The organism is Parageobacillus thermoglucosidasius (genome assembly GCF_001295365.1).
Lineage (GTDB): Bacteria > Bacillota > Bacilli > Bacillales > Anoxybacillaceae > Parageobacillus > Parageobacillus thermoglucosidasius.
In genome coordinates this window covers 765,184-780,566 of the sequence record NZ_CP012712.1, presented here as the reverse complement: position 1 = coordinate 780,566, position 15,383 = coordinate 765,184, and the positions used below count along the sequence as shown (strand labels likewise).

The 15,383-nt window shown below is 48.5% G+C and carries 16 protein-coding genes; all 16 read right to left on the bottom strand.

Going from position 1 to position 15,383, the window contains the following annotated elements; genetic code table 11:
- Positions 1-90: 90 nt before the first annotated feature.
- The 16 genes from spoIID to AOT13_RS03825 all read right to left on the bottom strand — a co-directional run bounded on the left by spoIID (position 91) and on the right by AOT13_RS03825 (position 15,310).
- The gene (spoIID, locus tag AOT13_RS03900; RefSeq protein WP_003253601.1) at positions 91-1,119 is read right to left on the bottom strand and encodes a stage II sporulation protein D; all 1,029 of its coding nucleotides are present in this window, start codon (positions 1,117-1,119) and stop codon (positions 91-93) included.
- A 225-nt stretch (positions 1,120-1,344) separates the two neighbouring features.
- Complete coding sequence (locus AOT13_RS03895) at positions 1,345-1,929, bottom strand: IS200/IS605 family accessory protein TnpB-related protein (protein WP_232511559.1); 585 nt, start codon at positions 1,927-1,929, stop codon at positions 1,345-1,347.
- Between the two features lie 460 nt (positions 1,930-2,389).
- Positions 2,390-3,697, bottom strand: a complete 1,308-nt coding sequence (gene murA / locus AOT13_RS03890) for a UDP-N-acetylglucosamine 1-carboxyvinyltransferase (RefSeq protein ID WP_003253605.1) — start codon at positions 3,695-3,697, stop codon at positions 2,390-2,392.
- A 31-nt stretch (positions 3,698-3,728) separates the two neighbouring features.
- Positions 3,729-4,433 carry a YwmB family TATA-box binding protein gene (locus AOT13_RS03885; protein ID WP_232511593.1) on the bottom strand — a complete coding sequence of 235 codons (705 nt, stop codon included), beginning with the start codon at positions 4,431-4,433 and terminating at the stop codon, positions 3,729-3,731.
- A 181-nt stretch (positions 4,434-4,614) separates the two neighbouring features.
- A complete protein-coding gene (locus AOT13_RS03880; protein WP_003253609.1) occupies positions 4,615-4,857 on the bottom strand; it encodes a DUF1146 family protein in 243 nt (80 codons plus the stop codon).
- A 91-nt stretch (positions 4,858-4,948) separates the two neighbouring features.
- Entirely contained in the window at positions 4,949-6,457 is a 1,509-nt protein-coding gene (gene nuoN / locus AOT13_RS03875) for an NADH-quinone oxidoreductase subunit NuoN (RefSeq protein ID WP_042384277.1), read from the bottom strand.
- A 5-nt stretch (positions 6,458-6,462) separates the two neighbouring features.
- The gene (locus tag AOT13_RS03870; protein ID WP_042384279.1) at positions 6,463-7,989 is read right to left on the bottom strand and encodes an NADH-quinone oxidoreductase subunit M; all 1,527 of its coding nucleotides are present in this window, start codon (positions 7,987-7,989) and stop codon (positions 6,463-6,465) included.
- Positions 7,989-9,842 (bottom strand): NADH-quinone oxidoreductase subunit L, encoded by a 1,854-nt coding sequence (nuoL, locus tag AOT13_RS03865; protein WP_013877662.1) that lies wholly within the window; start codon positions 9,840-9,842, stop codon positions 7,989-7,991. The genes AOT13_RS03870 and nuoL overlap by 1 nt, the downstream gene beginning before the upstream one ends.
- A 72-nt stretch (positions 9,843-9,914) precedes the next feature.
- The gene (nuoK, locus tag AOT13_RS03860) at positions 9,915-10,229 is read right to left on the bottom strand and encodes an NADH-quinone oxidoreductase subunit NuoK (protein ID WP_003253616.1); all 315 of its coding nucleotides are present in this window, start codon (positions 10,227-10,229) and stop codon (positions 9,915-9,917) included.
- A complete protein-coding gene (locus AOT13_RS03855) occupies positions 10,226-10,747 on the bottom strand; it encodes an NADH-quinone oxidoreductase subunit J (protein ID WP_013401831.1) in 522 nt (173 codons plus the stop codon). Before AOT13_RS03855 ends, nuoK begins: the two co-directional genes overlap by 4 nt.
- Positions 10,744-11,163: an NADH-quinone oxidoreductase subunit NuoI gene (nuoI, locus tag AOT13_RS03850; protein ID WP_013401832.1), complete on the bottom strand. Its 420-nt coding sequence runs from the start codon at positions 11,161-11,163 to the stop codon at positions 10,744-10,746. The genes AOT13_RS03855 and nuoI overlap by 4 nt, the downstream gene beginning before the upstream one ends.
- A gap of 18 nt (positions 11,164-11,181) precedes the next feature.
- Entirely contained in the window at positions 11,182-12,183 is a 1,002-nt protein-coding gene (nuoH, locus tag AOT13_RS03845) for an NADH-quinone oxidoreductase subunit NuoH (RefSeq protein WP_003253621.1), read from the bottom strand.
- Positions 12,180-13,280, bottom strand: a complete 1,101-nt coding sequence (locus AOT13_RS03840; protein ID WP_013401833.1) for an NADH-quinone oxidoreductase subunit D — start codon at positions 13,278-13,280, stop codon at positions 12,180-12,182. The genes nuoH and AOT13_RS03840 overlap by 4 nt, the downstream gene beginning before the upstream one ends.
- 3 nt (positions 13,281-13,283) lie before the next feature.
- The gene (locus tag AOT13_RS03835) at positions 13,284-14,435 is read right to left on the bottom strand and encodes an NADH-quinone oxidoreductase subunit C (RefSeq protein WP_013401834.1); all 1,152 of its coding nucleotides are present in this window, start codon (positions 14,433-14,435) and stop codon (positions 13,284-13,286) included.
- A gap of 3 nt (positions 14,436-14,438) precedes the next feature.
- Positions 14,439-14,951 carry a NuoB/complex I 20 kDa subunit family protein gene (locus AOT13_RS03830; protein ID WP_013401835.1) on the bottom strand — a complete coding sequence of 171 codons (513 nt, stop codon included), beginning with the start codon at positions 14,949-14,951 and terminating at the stop codon, positions 14,439-14,441.
- Positions 14,942-15,310, bottom strand: a complete 369-nt coding sequence (locus AOT13_RS03825) for an NADH-quinone oxidoreductase subunit A (RefSeq protein ID WP_013401836.1) — start codon at positions 15,308-15,310, stop codon at positions 14,942-14,944. Before AOT13_RS03825 ends, AOT13_RS03830 begins: the two co-directional genes overlap by 10 nt.
- Positions 15,311-15,383 lie beyond the last annotated feature (73 nt).

Below are 15,383 nucleotides of genomic sequence, written 5' to 3'. Positions count from 1 at the left end.
GAAAATATATACACGCAAAAACAATTTTTTCGTTTATTTTTTGAAAAAACGCATTATTTTATACCCAAAAAAAAACAGAGGCGCTTGCCTCTATTTTTTCACGGTCAGCTGGTTTAAAAAAGCGGTCGCAGAGGAAATCTCGACACCCCGGTAATAATACTTGACGATTTGGTCATACGTCTTCCCTTGTTTCGCCATAAAATTGGCCCCGTATTGGCTCATGCCGACGCCATGCCCGTATCCTTTCGTCGTAATGATGATCTCATCGCCTTTCCGCACCCATGAAAAATCGGTTGATGTTAAGCCTAATTTTTCACGCACTTCCCTTCCTTTTATTTTTTTCCCGTTAATCTCCACCATATTGACGCGTTTTCCCGGCGTGCGTGACAGAATGACACCGACAGAACCGTCTTTAGGAAGATGAATGCCCAGCTTTCGTTCAAATTCAGCGACCGGCATCACTTTTCGGTGGTAAAATTTCGGTGATTGTTCATCCCACGGGCTAGCGACACTTTTCAAATACGGGAATTCGTTTTCCCAATACGCTTCGGAATTTTCGGTAAAACCGTTGCTTGTCGAAAAAAACGACGCTTCAATCGGCTGGTTGCTGTATGTTAAAATTTGCCCGCGTGTCGCCTCCACCGCTTCCGTTACCTTCTTTATTTTCCATTTATAGTCGCTGCCCCACAGACGTTTCAATTCATCATTGCTATAGTACACTTGATGCATGACGGTATCGGTTACATTCGCCCCTTTTGGAATGCTGATTGGCTGATCGTTTAATAATTGTTTGACAATGTATGTTCTGGCGGTAAGCGCTTGTGCTTTTAATGCTTCTATCTCAAATTCGGCCGGCATTTCCGCTGCGACGACGCCGACGACATATTGTTCGAGCGGAATTTGCTCGATCCTCCTTTCTTTACTGCGGTATACCGCCACTTCCACATCCGGTCCGTTTTCCGTCGCTTTTGCGCTTTGCGCTGCCCCCCGCTCGCGAAGCTCTTCAGCCAAATTCCCCGTTTCTCGGTCGTTGAAGGGAACAACTAATACCGTTGGAATGAGCAATACGACGACAAATAAAAAAGAAAAAAGCGCGATAAGTGGTTTCATCCGTTTCATATAGCCCGAGCCTGGTTACTAAAATCTATAAAAATCGATTCATCGCAATGGAACCAGGAAACACCGCTTGCCGCCCAGGAAACACCTGAGTTCCATCAGGAAGGGAATTTCCCTTGTCATTCACCTACTGTGAAAGACAGCCCGTGGATCGCTGTTAGCGACGGCGCCTGTCGTGCACCATTCCTTCTATCGGTCAGTACACGACAACGATTTTAGCAACCAGGTCTACCCCTCCTTTAGTTGAATTTGGTACTGGTTCAGCCAACAACATTTGTGCAATATGTTCCATAATGACCATTCATGCTCTTGTTTGAAATTCTCGATTTTGTATAACATCATCGCGATATATTGGCGTTGTTTCTTGCCGCTTTTCGATTGCTTGTAGGATTCTTCCATCGACCCTAACACAGCAATCAAATGGCGCTTCACTTTCGTTTTTATGATGTGAATGAGTTCTTTTGGCAACTGTTCACGATACCCTAATCCCCGTCTGCCAATGACAAATGCGGCACTTTCATGGACGGATAACCCATACTTTTTCATATACTTGAACCGCCCGATGACGCTTGTGTATGCCGGATTCACCTTTTTGATACAAAAGCCCGGTCTTAAGCCCCGACGAAGGATTGTTTCTGTCAGCTTTTTCTTTTTGAAATGGTGTGTCAAGCGATTGAATCGTTTGTCCGTATCGTGCTGCTGTCTTAGTTGAATGTTTTCGATGGCCACTGCGCCCACATTTTCTTGAAGCAACCAATCGTACACATCGCGCACTGTTTCACCAATGATGTTGTTTCGTTTATTCGCCCGCACATATTCGAGCTCATGACAGTAAAACACTTTCGACTTAATGAAGTTTCCTTGTTTCGAAACGATGCTTACGGCGATGCGGTCAATATGGATGTCAATTCCTGCGATTCGTTCCGCTTTGCGTTCAATAACAGGAGATATTTACATGATTTTATGCATTTTTATAGATGTTTAACAAACTGCTTATACCTCCAATATTCATTTTTCAAGCACAAGCGGAAATCCGTTCCCGTCTAGGCTCAGTCGCATATGGCAATTAGGGACACTTTGTTTGTGTTTTTGTTCGTTATATAGTTATGGGCTCGGACAAGTATATATGACAACTTCTTTTTATTCGCTCTTTTATAATATGCTATGAGGCGAGAAAATGAGCGCATGGGCATACTCGGATCATGGCTTCCCGAATGTCAAAAAAATAAAAACGACCATTCACTACGTATGTAGCTGACGGTCGTTTTTATTCTTATATGTTGAGATCTTTCACTTTAACACTCTCCACCGCCGTTTCGCTTTCGTCATTGACGCGCACAATGTCAGCACCGAGCGCCGCCAATTTTTCATGAAAGCGGACATATCCGCGGTCGAGATGTCTGAGTTCGGTCACGCGCGTGTAGCCTTCCGCCGCCAAGCCAGCTAAAATCAACGCCGCCGCGGCCCGCAAATCCGTCGCGGCCACTTCCGCGCCTTGCAAATTACAAGGACCGTTAATAATGACAGAACGGCCCTCAATTTTTATATCCGCGTTCATGCGGCGAAATTCCTCGACATGCATAAAACGGTTTTCAAACACCGTCTCTGTCACCATGCTCGTTCCTTCCGCTTTTAACAACAGCGCCATCATTTGTGATTGCATATCAGTCGGAAACCCTGGATACGGCATCGTTTTTATATCCACCGCTTTTAATTTTTCCGGGCCGATGACCCGCAATCCGTTTTCTTCTTCGATAATGGTGACACCCATTTCTTCCATTTTGGCAATCAAAGAACTTAAATGTTCAGGAACAGCACCTTGTATGAAGACATTTCCTCCCGTAATGGCCGCCGCGACCATAAACGTGCCTGCTTCAATGCGATCAGGAATGACAGTATGAGTGGTTCCGGTTAACTCATCTACTCCTTCGATGCGAATCGTGCCGGTCCCAGCCCCGCGCACTTTCGCCCCCATCGCGTTTAAAAAGTTGGCTAAATCGACGATTTCCGGTTCTTTCGCGCAATTTTCAATGACGGTGGTGCCTTCCGCCAAAACCGCCGCCATCATAATATTTTCCGTTGCTCCAACGCTAGGAAAATCTAAATAAATTTTCGCGCCGCGCAATTTTCCTTTTACCTCGGCGTCAATAAATCCGTTGCCGACTTTCACGGAGGCACCCATCGCTTCAAATCCTTTTAAATGCTGGTCAATCGGGCGCGAACCGATCGCACAGCCTCCAGGCAGCGCGACGCGGGCTCGGCCGTTCCGGGCAAGCAGCGACCCCATCACAAGAACGGAAGCCCGCATTTTTCGCACATATTCAAACGGCGCTTCCAGCTTTAAATCTTGTGACGCGTCGACAGTGATGGTATTTCCTTCTCTTTTTACATCTGCACCTAAATAGCGCAACACTTCGCTGATTGTATATACATCGGAAAGAGCAGGCACATCATGAATAATACTTTTTCCTTTACTGGCTAATAGCGTTGCGGCGATTACAGGCAAAACGGCATTTTTCGCTCCTTCCACTTTCACGGTGCCGCTCAACCGTTTTCCGCCACGGACGATGATCTTTTCCAAGGTATTCCCCTCCGCGTCCAATTTCTCTATATTAATATTCAATCGTAATGATTGGGGTTCCTACGACGATAGAGGTTTTCCCGCCCAATCTTTCTCGCAATGCAAGTTGGATGTTCATTGGATGATCGTTGGTTGGAAGAATGTTTTCCCACTGCTCAGTATATGCAGACAAGGAAACGAGTGAATCTTCCCGTAATGACTCGACTGGAGTTGCTTGAAATTCACGTAAAAGATGTAAAGCATTATGGAACAAACCACCTTTCATATTACCACTGAATTCCCCATTCATACAAGTGAAAAATGTAGGCTGTTTCACAAATAATTGCTTTGATGTTCTCTCTATCGCTTTCTCCGCTTCTTCCCATTTCTTTTCGCTCCAATGTTGTCCTTTGGCCTCATAGAGGATATACGTTTGGGGCTTATCTTTTGTGGCGGTCATGATCAGTTGGATTTTTTCTTGAAAAAAGGGATGTTTATATATGCCCGTTGCTTTTTTCATATGGTGGTTTTCCTCCAAAGCCCAGCGAAAAGCGCGGTTCTCCCTCTTCAGTTCATCCAGCTTTTTGAAAAAGGCTGCATCATTTTGAATTTGCCGGGAATACTCTCTTGTGTAAACAGTCCATTGTTTCGTCTCGATTCCATTGTTTTGAAAAATGTGCGCGGCCGTTCGCAATGGCCGGAGCGACTCGTTCCCCGCCGCTTCCCCGGATGAATACCGGCACGTCCCGATGATCATAATAAATAATAACGCCATAAAAAAAATGAATGGATGCGCTTGTTTTTTCATATTTGTTTCACTTCCTCCCCTTAACTGTTATTGTTGCCAGAACGGAAGTGAACATACATAAAAAAAATCGACAAAAACAAAAGATGAAAACGCTTTCCGAAAAACATGAAAAAAAGCGAGTAATATAGCATTACTCGCCGCCAAACAGAAACGGAAGCTGCCTTGACCATGAGAGATAGTCGAGAAAAAAGTTGGCGACCGTCGAACCGATCACGATCGTTAATAAAATGTAAAGCAGCCGGCCTTGAAATACGCGGTTTGGCCTTAATATCGCCTCGAGCCGCACTCCTTGCAGCGTCCACCACGTTATCGCGATAAACACGAGATGGACAATGATGCTGACTAGCGCCTGTTGGCCTAACATGGGCATCATCGTTTTTCACTCCTTTTGTTTGATTTGCGGTGATCATTGCGATCCATTCATAAAAAGAAGGAGGGGGAAATTCCCCCTATTTATTGTAACGTTATTGCAGGAAATCGCCAAAATGCTCAAATTGTCCAAGAAAATGATAAGCCAGCTCTGGAACAATGCCGAACAGCAGCGTTCCAAGCGCGCAAACGGCGACCACGAGCGCCAATCCGATCGGCAGTTTCAACGATGACGCCTCAGCGGCAGGACGGAAAAAAATTTGTATAAAAATGCCGAAATAGTACACATATGATATAACGGTTGTGGCGATCATCACTGCCGCAAGCACATAATGGCCCGGCTCCGTCATAAGCGCTCCAAAGAAAATGTTCCATTTGGCGATGAACCCGGCCGTACCTGGAATGCCGGCAAGCGAAAGCAAGAAAACTCCCATCGCGACGGCAAGAAGCGGGCTGCGCTGATAAAGGCCGGCGAAAAGGCTGATATCGTCAGCATCAGCTTCATCAGACATTCGCTGCAATACCGCAAACATGCCAAGATTCATCAGCAAATATGCCAGCAAATAAAACCAAATCGAATCGAGCATCACCCATGACATCGCGGCGAACCCGACAAGAACGTACCCAGCGTGGGCGATGCTGGAATAGGCCAGCAGCCGCTTTGTGCTCCGCTGCTTTAAGGCAACGATATTTCCGATGATCATCGTCGCGCCGGCTAAAAAGGCGATATACTCTTGCATCGACAATAACATCGATGCCGGATCTTTTCCACGCGCCGGCGCTGCGGCAAAAATCGTGATAAACAGCCGCAAGATGAGCGCAAAGCCCGCCGTTTTGGAAACGACGCTTAAAAATGCGGTAACCGGAGTTGGCGCCCCTTGATAGACGTCCGGCGCCCACATATGGAACGGAACGGCCGAAATTTTAAACGCTAAACCGACCAAAAGCAGCAAGAAAGCGAGCGCCAAAATATACTGGTATCCGCCATCGGCCAGCTTCTGCACTTCCACAGCGATTTCTTTTATATTCGTCGTGCCTGTCAATCCGAAAATATAGCTCATCCCAAACAGCGTAATCGCTGTCGAAATGCCGCCGTTAATGACATATTTCAGCGCTGCTTCGTTCGCCTGCACCGATGTTTTCCGCATCCCTGCCAAGATGTAGGAGGAAAGCGATAATAACTCTAGCCCGACAAATAAAGTGATGAAGTCGCCGCTTGATGTGACGATCATCGCCCCGAGCAGCGCGCAGAGCAATAGATAGGAAAATTCGCCGCGGTGCTTCAATCCTTCTTTCGGGCGGTAATCAAACGCAAGCAACAGCGAAAGCGCTCCTCCTACTAATAAAAGCAGCTTAAAGGCTTTGCCAAACCCATCCAAGCGGAACGTATCGTGCAAAATCGCCGTTGTCTTCGCGGGAATGAGCCCGATTACCGCGATCAAAGCGATGGCCACTCCGACAAAGGCGATCCATGCAAGCGGACGGCGGTCTTTATCATCTGGCATCAACAAGTCGACAAGCGAGAGAATGAGCGCCGTTCCAGCAATGATCCACTCCGGCGTCATCACGCTCCATTCATATTGCATTAACGTTTGCATGCTCATGTCTCTCACGCTCCTAACCCATTCATCATCATTTTTATCGCCGCTTGCAATGGCTCTGCTAAAATACGCGGATATACCCCGATCATGATGATCAACGCGAGCAGCACGAACACCGGAACGGCTTCTGTCAGGCTCATATCGAACGCTTGCGCGCCGCCGCTCTTGGAGGTGCCAAACGTTATGTTCAAAACGGCGCGCAGCAAGTAAACTGCGGTCATAATAATGCCGAGCGTACCAGCTGCCGCGACGGCCGGCGCGGTTTGAAACAGTCCGAAAAACGCGGTAAATTCGCTCACAAACCCAGACATTCCCGGCAAGCCGAGCGACGCCAGCGCCCCCGCCAACAAGCTCCCCGCTGTCAGCGGCATCGCTTTCGCCAGCCCTCCTAAACGGTCCATCTCCGTCGTATTGGTTCGTTCAAACAAAATGCTGACAAGCAGGAACAGCAATGCCGAAATCAACCCGTGGGAAACAGCCTGGAAAATTGCGCCTTGCATCCCCGCTTCATTGAGCGCCCCTAATCCGATCAGCACAATTCCCATATGGGAAACGCTCGAGTATGCGAGCACCATTTTAAAGTCATTTTGGATGAACGCTAAAAACGCCCCATACAATAAGTTGACAACCCCTAAAATCGCGATTATGAACGCGAAATCACGAAATTGGTCCGGAAATAGCCCGATGGCAAACCGGATCAAACCATATGCTCCGATTTTCAACAATACACCGGAGTGCAGCATGACAATTGCTGGCGGCGCTTGGACATGCACGCGCAAAATCCAGCGGTGAAACGGAACGATCGGCAGCTTAATCCCAAACGCGATCAATAAAGCGAGAAACAACGAGAAGCGCAAATCGTCTGAAATCGGCGCGATGAGCTGCGCCCTGACCGCCGGGTTATGGAGCATTTCTTTCAACAGCTCCATATTCGATGTCCCGGCGCGGGCGAATAAAATGGCAATGACCATAAGCAACACCGCGGACCCGACCCCGTTGTAAAGCAAATAGCTGTACGCGGCGCGTTCCCGTTCAAACCCGCCCCATTTTCCAATTAAAAAGAACATCGCCACGAGCGTCATTTCCAAAAAGATAAAGAACAAAACCATATTTCCCGCCGCAAATACGCCAAGCATGCCGATTTCTAACAGGAGAAACAACATAAAATAACCTTTCCATTCTTTTTTTATGTGAATGGAAGCGACCGCGGCAAGCGCCGCCAACAGTGACGTGAGCACGATCATGACGAGCGAAATGCCGTCGATGTTCAACTCGTATCGCACCACAAATGTGGACTCCGTCAAAAACGGAAAATCGGCGAAGCGGACCCAGCCGCGCTTTTCCGTTAAATGCTCGAGACGGTAGCCCCGCAAATACTGGCAAAAGGCAAATAGCGATAAAATCAGCGATGGCAGCGTCGATAAAAAGCCGAGCCATTTTATCGTCCGCTCTTGCGTCTTTGGTGTTAACGCAAGCAAAAGAATGCCGAGCAACGGGGAGAAAACAAGAAGCGAGAGAAAATACGGCCCATTCATTATAAGTACCCCCCTGTGAACGCGAGAATGACGACAAGAAGCGCAAGGCCGATAAATGCCACTGCGCCGTACGTCTGCACTTGCCCGTTTTGCACGCGGGCCCCGAACGATGCGGCCGTGTTAACTGCCGCGGCGATCAAGCTGGCGATCCCCTCGATGACAAAACGGTCCGCATAATAGCATAACCGGCTGATGGCATTCACCGCGCAGCCCACTGTCCATGCATAAAACTCATCGATATAATATTTGTTCCATAACATGCTGTACATAAACGGAACACGCGAACTGAGCCAGTCCCGCGCAAGCGAGCGTTTCCCGTACATCAGCCATGCCAAGAAAATGCCGAGCATGGAGACAATAGCTGCGACAATCATGATCCAGACGGGCGTTGCTTCATGGGCGTAACCGCCATCTGTCAGCCAATCACCAAGAAATGTCCCAAACCAAGGGGTATGAATGTATCCGGAGACAACGGCAAGCACAGCCAAAACGAGCATCGGCAGCATCATGACTGCCGGCGATTCATGGACATCTTTCACATCATGCCGCTCCTTGCCGCCAAAGACGAGGAAAAAGAGACGGAACATGTAAAACGCGGTGAAAAACGAAGCAGCAACCGCAATCCAGAATAAGCCGCCATATCCATGCGTCCAAGCAGCGGCGAGAATTTCATCTTTGCTAAAAAATCCCGATAAGAACGGAACTCCGCTGATTGCCAACGCTCCGACCAAGAACATCGCCGCGGTAAGCGGCATTTTCCGCCAAAGCCCGCCCATTTTTTCAATGTCCTGCGTACCGACGGCATGGATGACGCTTCCCGCCGCCAAAAACAAGAGCGCTTTAAAAAACGCGTGTGTCGTTAAATGGAAGATTGCCGCCACATCGCTACCCGAACCGAGCGCAAGCATCATGTAGCCGAGCTGGCTCACCGTTGAATAAGCAAGCACACGCTTTATATCGGTTTGCACAAGAGCGATGGAGGCAGCGAAAATGGCGGTGAATCCTCCGACAACAGCGACGGTCCGCATTGCCACTGCGCTCGCTTCAAACAACGGGAACAGCGCAGCCACTAAATAAACCCCTGCGGCCACCATCGTCGCAGCGTGAATAAGCGCCGAAACCGGCGTCGGGCCTGCCATCGCATCCGGAAGCCACGTATGGAGCGGAAACTGTCCGGATTTCCCGACTGCTCCTATGAAAATGAGAACCGCCGTTAACGTCGCCAGCGCCGGTGAAAGCGTCCCGTCTTGCACCGCCTTGAAAATATCCTCATATTCGAAACTGCCGACTTGCGAGAATAATAGAATCATGCCGATAAAGAAGCCGACATCGCCGACGCGCGTCATAATAAACGCTTTTTTCGCAGCCGCTTTCGCTTCTTCTTTATAGAAATAAAACCCGATTAAGAGAAACGAGCCAAGACCGACGAGTTCCCAAAACATATACGTCTGCAATAAGTTCGGCGAAAGGACAAGGCCGAGCATCGCGAAAGTGAACAGCCCCAAATACGCGTAAAAAACGGAGAAGCGCTCGTCACCGCGCATATATCCTTTAGCATACATATGTACTAGAAAGCTGACGAGAGACACGACGACAAGCATCCACGCATTTAGCGCCGTCACTTCAAAGCCGACGGTCCATTTCGCGCGGCCGGCCGTAAGCCATACTTGTTCTGCCTTGTAAGTCGACGCGCCAATGCGGTCAACCAGTACAGCACAGGCGGCAAGGAAAGAAACGAACGTCGCCAGCATGCCGACATAAGCGCTCGCCTCTTTCATTTTTTTCCCTGCGAGCAATAATATAAAAAAAGAAAGTAGTGGAAAAAGCGGCACGATCCAAGCCATTTCCATCATCGTATCACAATCTCCTTTTTATGAAGAGCTTTTTCTTGCGGCAGCTCTTTTCGTTTTCCTGCCTATCCGCTCCTAATGTTTCATCGAATCGATTTCATCAATGTGAACGGTTTTGCGGTTGCGATAAAGTGCTATTAAAACCGCGAGCCCAACCGCCGCTTCGGCAGCTGCAACCGCGATGGTAAACAGGGCGAAAACTTGTCCGGCAATGCCGGGATGAGCCCCGTATTTCGCAAAAGCAACTAAATTAATATTAACGGCATTCAGCATTAATTCAATGCAAATGAGCACAACGACGATGTTTCGCTTTGTCAGCGCACCGTACAGCCCGATGCAAAACAGGATGAGCGCCAACACGAGATACGCGGATAGTGGAACAGAACTCATTTTTTCTGCGCCTCCCTGTCGTCCTTTTTCGCTAATATAATCGCGCCGACAAGCGCCACAAGTAAAATCACCGCTGTAATCTCAAACGGAATGATATAATGAGAATATAACGCAACTCCGATTTGTTCCGTGTTTTTTTCATGAAGGCGCTCGGCTTTCTCGCCAAAATCAAGCTGGTAAACGCCGAGATAAACAGCAGCGCCAAAAGCAAAGACGGCGATGGCGGTCGCCGTTTTCCGCCAAAATCCCCCCGTTGTCGTGTTTTCTTTGTCTTCCTCGCGATGGCGTGTCAACATAATGCCAAATAGCATAATAATCGTAATGGCGCCAGAGTAAATAAGCACTTGCACAGCAGCGACAAACTCCGCCGATAACAGCACGTAAAGCCCTGCGATGCTAATGAATGTGAACACAAGCGCGGTCACCATGTGAACGACTTTCGACAAATTCAGCATCAACACGCCGCCGATGATCGCGGCAAGAGCGAGCGTTAAAAAGGCGAGATACTCTCCGCTCACGGCTTATTCTCCTTTCGGATGTTTGTGTCGTTTTCATCGAGCCACGCTAAATCTTTATAAAGATCATCGCGGCTATATTCCGCCAGTTCAAAATTGTTCGTCATGACGATCGCTTCCGTCGGACATACTTCGGTGCAAAGGTCACATAAAATGCAAATTTCAAAGTTAATGCTGTACGTATCGATGATCTTTCCTTTTTTCGCCGGATCAGGATGCTTTTTTCCCGTCAATTGAATACAGTCGGTCGGGCAAATGTTGGCGCATTGGTTGCAAACAATGCACTTTTCCGGATAAAATTTTTGAATGCCGCGAAACCGATCCGGCAGCGGAAGCGGTTCATTCGGATAGTCGTACGTTACTTTTTCCCGGGCTAAGTTTTTCAAGGTATACGCCAAGCCTTTGGCTAAACCGATCATGCACGCCACCCCATTCCATTAAAAAAACAGTTTTTTGACTAGCGCGGTAATAAAAATGTTTGCCAGCGCCACCGGAAGCAATACTTTCCATCCCAGTTCCATGAGCTGGTCGGCCCGCAAGCGCGGAAATGTGACGCGAAACCAAATGAGCACAAAAACAACGGCGCTGAATTTCAGGGCAAACCAAACGGCCCCCGGAATGAAATCCAAAAACATCACCGGGTGCCATCCACCTAAAAATAATACCGTCGTAAGCGCCGCCATCGCAAAAAGATAAACGTATTCCGCCAGCATAAAGAACGCCCAGCGGAACCCGGAATACTCCACATGAAATCCGGCGACAAGCTCCGATTCCGCTTCCGGCAAATCAAACGGAGTGCGGTTTAACTCGGCAACAGCGGCGATAAAAAACACGATAAATGCGATCGGCTGTATAAAAATATACCATACGTTTTTTTGCGCTTCGACTATATCGTTTAAGTTTAAGCTGCCTGTCAGCAACACGACGCCGATTACAGACATGATAAGCGGAATTTCGTATGAAATCATTTGCGCCGCCGCGCGCATCCCGCCGATGAGCGCGTATTTATTGTTCGACGCCCATCCGCCGGTAACGACACCGATCGTCGTCAGCCCCGATACAGCGATATAATATAACAAGCCGACTCCAATATCAGCAAATTGAAAAGCGTCGGTAAACGGCAATGTTGCTAATACCATAAACGCTGGCGCAAATGCGAGAATCGGCGCTAAAATGAACAGCGGCCGGTCGGCGGCTTTCGGAATCGTATCTTCTTTTAAGAGCAGCTTCAACACATCGGCGACCGTTTGCAACAGCCCCCAGCGTCCCCCGACTTGGTTCGGGCCGTAACGGCCTTGCATAAATCCCATCACTTTCCTCTCCGCCAAAATGCCGTACGTCACAAAGGCGAGAACGGCAAGCAGCAAGGCAGCACCAAGCCCGAAAAAGACGGCGAGATTCGTCCAGCTTGGAGCTGAATTTAACAGCCGTTCCATCATCCATCGACCTCCCCGAGCACAATGTCAATCGAGCCAAGAATCGCAATCACGTTCGCAATGTTTTCCCCTTTCAGCAGCTTCGGGAGTATTTGCAAATTGTAAAACGAAGGCCGACGGAACTTGATGCGGTATGGCTCTTTCTTTCCATCGCTGGCGATATAACAGCCGATTTCCCCGCGCGGTGATTCAATGCGGACGAACGTTTCCCCCGGCGGCGCTTTAATGATGCGCGGCACTTTTCCCATAATTTCCCCGCTTTTTGGAAATTGTTCACACGCTTGTTCAATGATTTTCAATGATTCTTCGATTTCTGCCAAGCGGCATTCATAGCGGGCGAAGCAATCTCCTTCTTCGCGCACCGGAACATCGAAATCAAAGCGGTCATAAATCGAGTACGGTTCGTCTTTCCGCAAATCCCATTTCACGCCGGTGCAGCGAAGATTCACCCCGCTTAACGAATAATTGATCGCTTCTTCTTTTGTATATTTGCCAACACCGGTGACGCGGCGGAGGAAAATTTCGTTGCCTGTAACAAGGTCATGGTAACCAGCGAGTTTTTCCCGCATATACGGAACAAACCGTTTCACTTTTTCCACCCATCCGTCCGGAGCGTCCCATTTCACGCCGCCAATGCGCATATAGTTGAACGTCAGACGCGCCCCAGACAATTCATTTAAAAGATTAATAATCATTTCCCGCTCGCGGAATGCATAAAGAAACGGACTTGTCGCGCCAAGGTCGAGCAAATACGTCCCCCACCAGACGAGATGGCTGGCGATCCTGCCAAGCTCCATCGCTAAAACGCGCAAGTATTCCGCCCGTTCAGGAACTTCGATGCCCATCATCGTTTCCACCGCATGGCAAATGACATAATTGTTGGTCATTGCCGATAAATAATCCATCCGGTCTGTATATGGAATGATTTGCGTATATTGCAAGCTTTCCGCCAATTTTTCCGTTCCGCGGTGGAGATAGCCGATCACCGGCGTCGCTTCTTGAATTTTTTCCCCGTCTATCTTTAAAATAAGGCGAAACACTCCGTGTGTGCTCGGATGCTGCGGGCCCACGTTTAAAATCATTTCCTCTGTTCGAAGCATATGCTATACCTCCACGTCGTATGGCTCATAATCTTTGCGAAGCGGATGTCCGACCCAATTTTCCCCTAAAAAGATGCGGATTAAATTCGGATGCCCTTGAAAACGGATGCCCAGCAGATCATACGCTTCACATTCCGGCCAATTCGCCCCTTGCCAAAGCGGAACGAGCGAAGCAATCTCCGGCTTGTCACGGTCAATTTTCACCTTTAACGCGACCGGTTGGCGGTTTTGATAAGAATATAAGTGCACATATACTTCCATATGTGTTTGAAAATCGGTCCCGTGCAGTTCTGACAAATAATCAAAGCGAAGCTGCTCGTTATATTTCAGAAACTCGGCCACTTTGTAATATGAATCCTTTTTCACGACCAATGTCGGAACATCTTTAGCAAGGCGGTTAATATAGGCCTCTTCCAGCACATCACCGCCGAGACGCTCACGAATCATTCGGACGTATTTATCAAGAAGCGGCTGGTTTGGCGACGGGGCGTCTTCTTTCTCAGCCTCTTCCAGCGGATTTCCCACAGATTTCGCTTTTGCCGCCGCGGCCGCCTTTGCTTTCTCCTTCGCAAGATCACCTTCACTTTCTCCGGCAGTGCCGCCTGCTTGTTGTTTTGCTAGCGCTTTTGCTTTTGCAGCAGCTGCCGCCTTTGCCTTCGCCGCCGCAAGCGCTTTTTGTTTGGCAATATCATCTTCCGCTCCTTCGCCCGCTGCGGCCGCTTTTTTCTTCGCCAAAGCCGCGGCCTTTGCTTTTGCCGCTGCGGCCGCTTTTTTCTTCGCGAGCGCTATATCTTCTTCGGAAGTTTCTTTGTTTCCGCCTTCCGCTTGCGGCGCTTTTCGCTTTTCCAGCGCCGCCGCTTTCGCTTCTTCCGCCGCCTTTTTCTTTGCGAGCGCCAATCCGTCTTCGGTCTTGCCGGCTTTATCACCGGCTGCTCCTTCTTTTTGTTTCCGCAATTCTGCCGCCTTGGCCTTTGCTGCTTCTGCTGCTTTTTTCTTTGCAAGCGCTAAATCGTCTTTACTTTGCGTTTTCGTTTCTTCGAGCGGCTGTTCAGTTTGTCCGGCGGCCTGCTTTGCCGCTAATCGTTCCCTTGCCAGCTGTTTCGCCCATCCCGCCGCTTCTTTTTTCCGCCGCTGCACATCTTTTTCTTCGTCCATTGATTACGGCACCTTCTTCCCCGTCTTTGCTTCATAGCGGATTTTTTCTTTTAATTTATTAATCCCGTAAATTAATGCGGCTGGATTCGGCGGGCAGCCAGGAATATAGACATCCACCGGCACGATTTGGTCCACCCCTTTGACAACGCTGTATGATTTCACATACGGTCCGCCTGCGGTAGCACATGACCCCATGGCAATCACCCATTTCGGTTCTGGCATTTGGTCATATAAGCGGCGTAAGAGAGGTGCCATCTTTTTGGTTACCGTGCCGGAGACGATCATGACATCAGACTGGCGCGGCGAGGCGCGGAAAAACGAGCCGAATCGGTCCAAATCGTAATGAGATCCGCCGACTCCCATCATTTCGATAGCGCAACAGGCAAGACCGAATGTCAGCGGCCAGAGGGAATTGCTGCGGGCCCACGCTTTTAATTGCTCGAGCGTCGTCAAAAACACATTACGCTTTATCTCTTCCATTTCCCCTTCAGGAACATCCATCCATTTTACATCCATCGTAACACCTTCTTTTTCCAAGCATAGACAAGCCCAAGAACGAGCATAAACATGAAAATAAACATCTCGATGAAAGCAAACCATCCTAGTTTGTCATAAGCGACCGCCCAAGGATATAAAAACACTGTTTCAACATCAAAAATGACAAATAACAGCGCGAACATGTAGTAATGAACCTGAAAGGAAACACGCGAGTCATGGAACGGATTGTTACCGCTTTCATAAGTAGTTTGCTTTGCTTCGTCCGGAACGTGCGGCCGTAAAAACCGCCCCACCGCTAATGCGCCAACGGGAAGTAAAACGCCGATGCATAAAAACACAAAAACGATCACATAGTTATTGACATACACGTTCAGCAACGCGACGTTCACCCCCTTTAATACATCATATTATTATTGTTTGAAATATTTCATAATTCCGAATTATATTTGG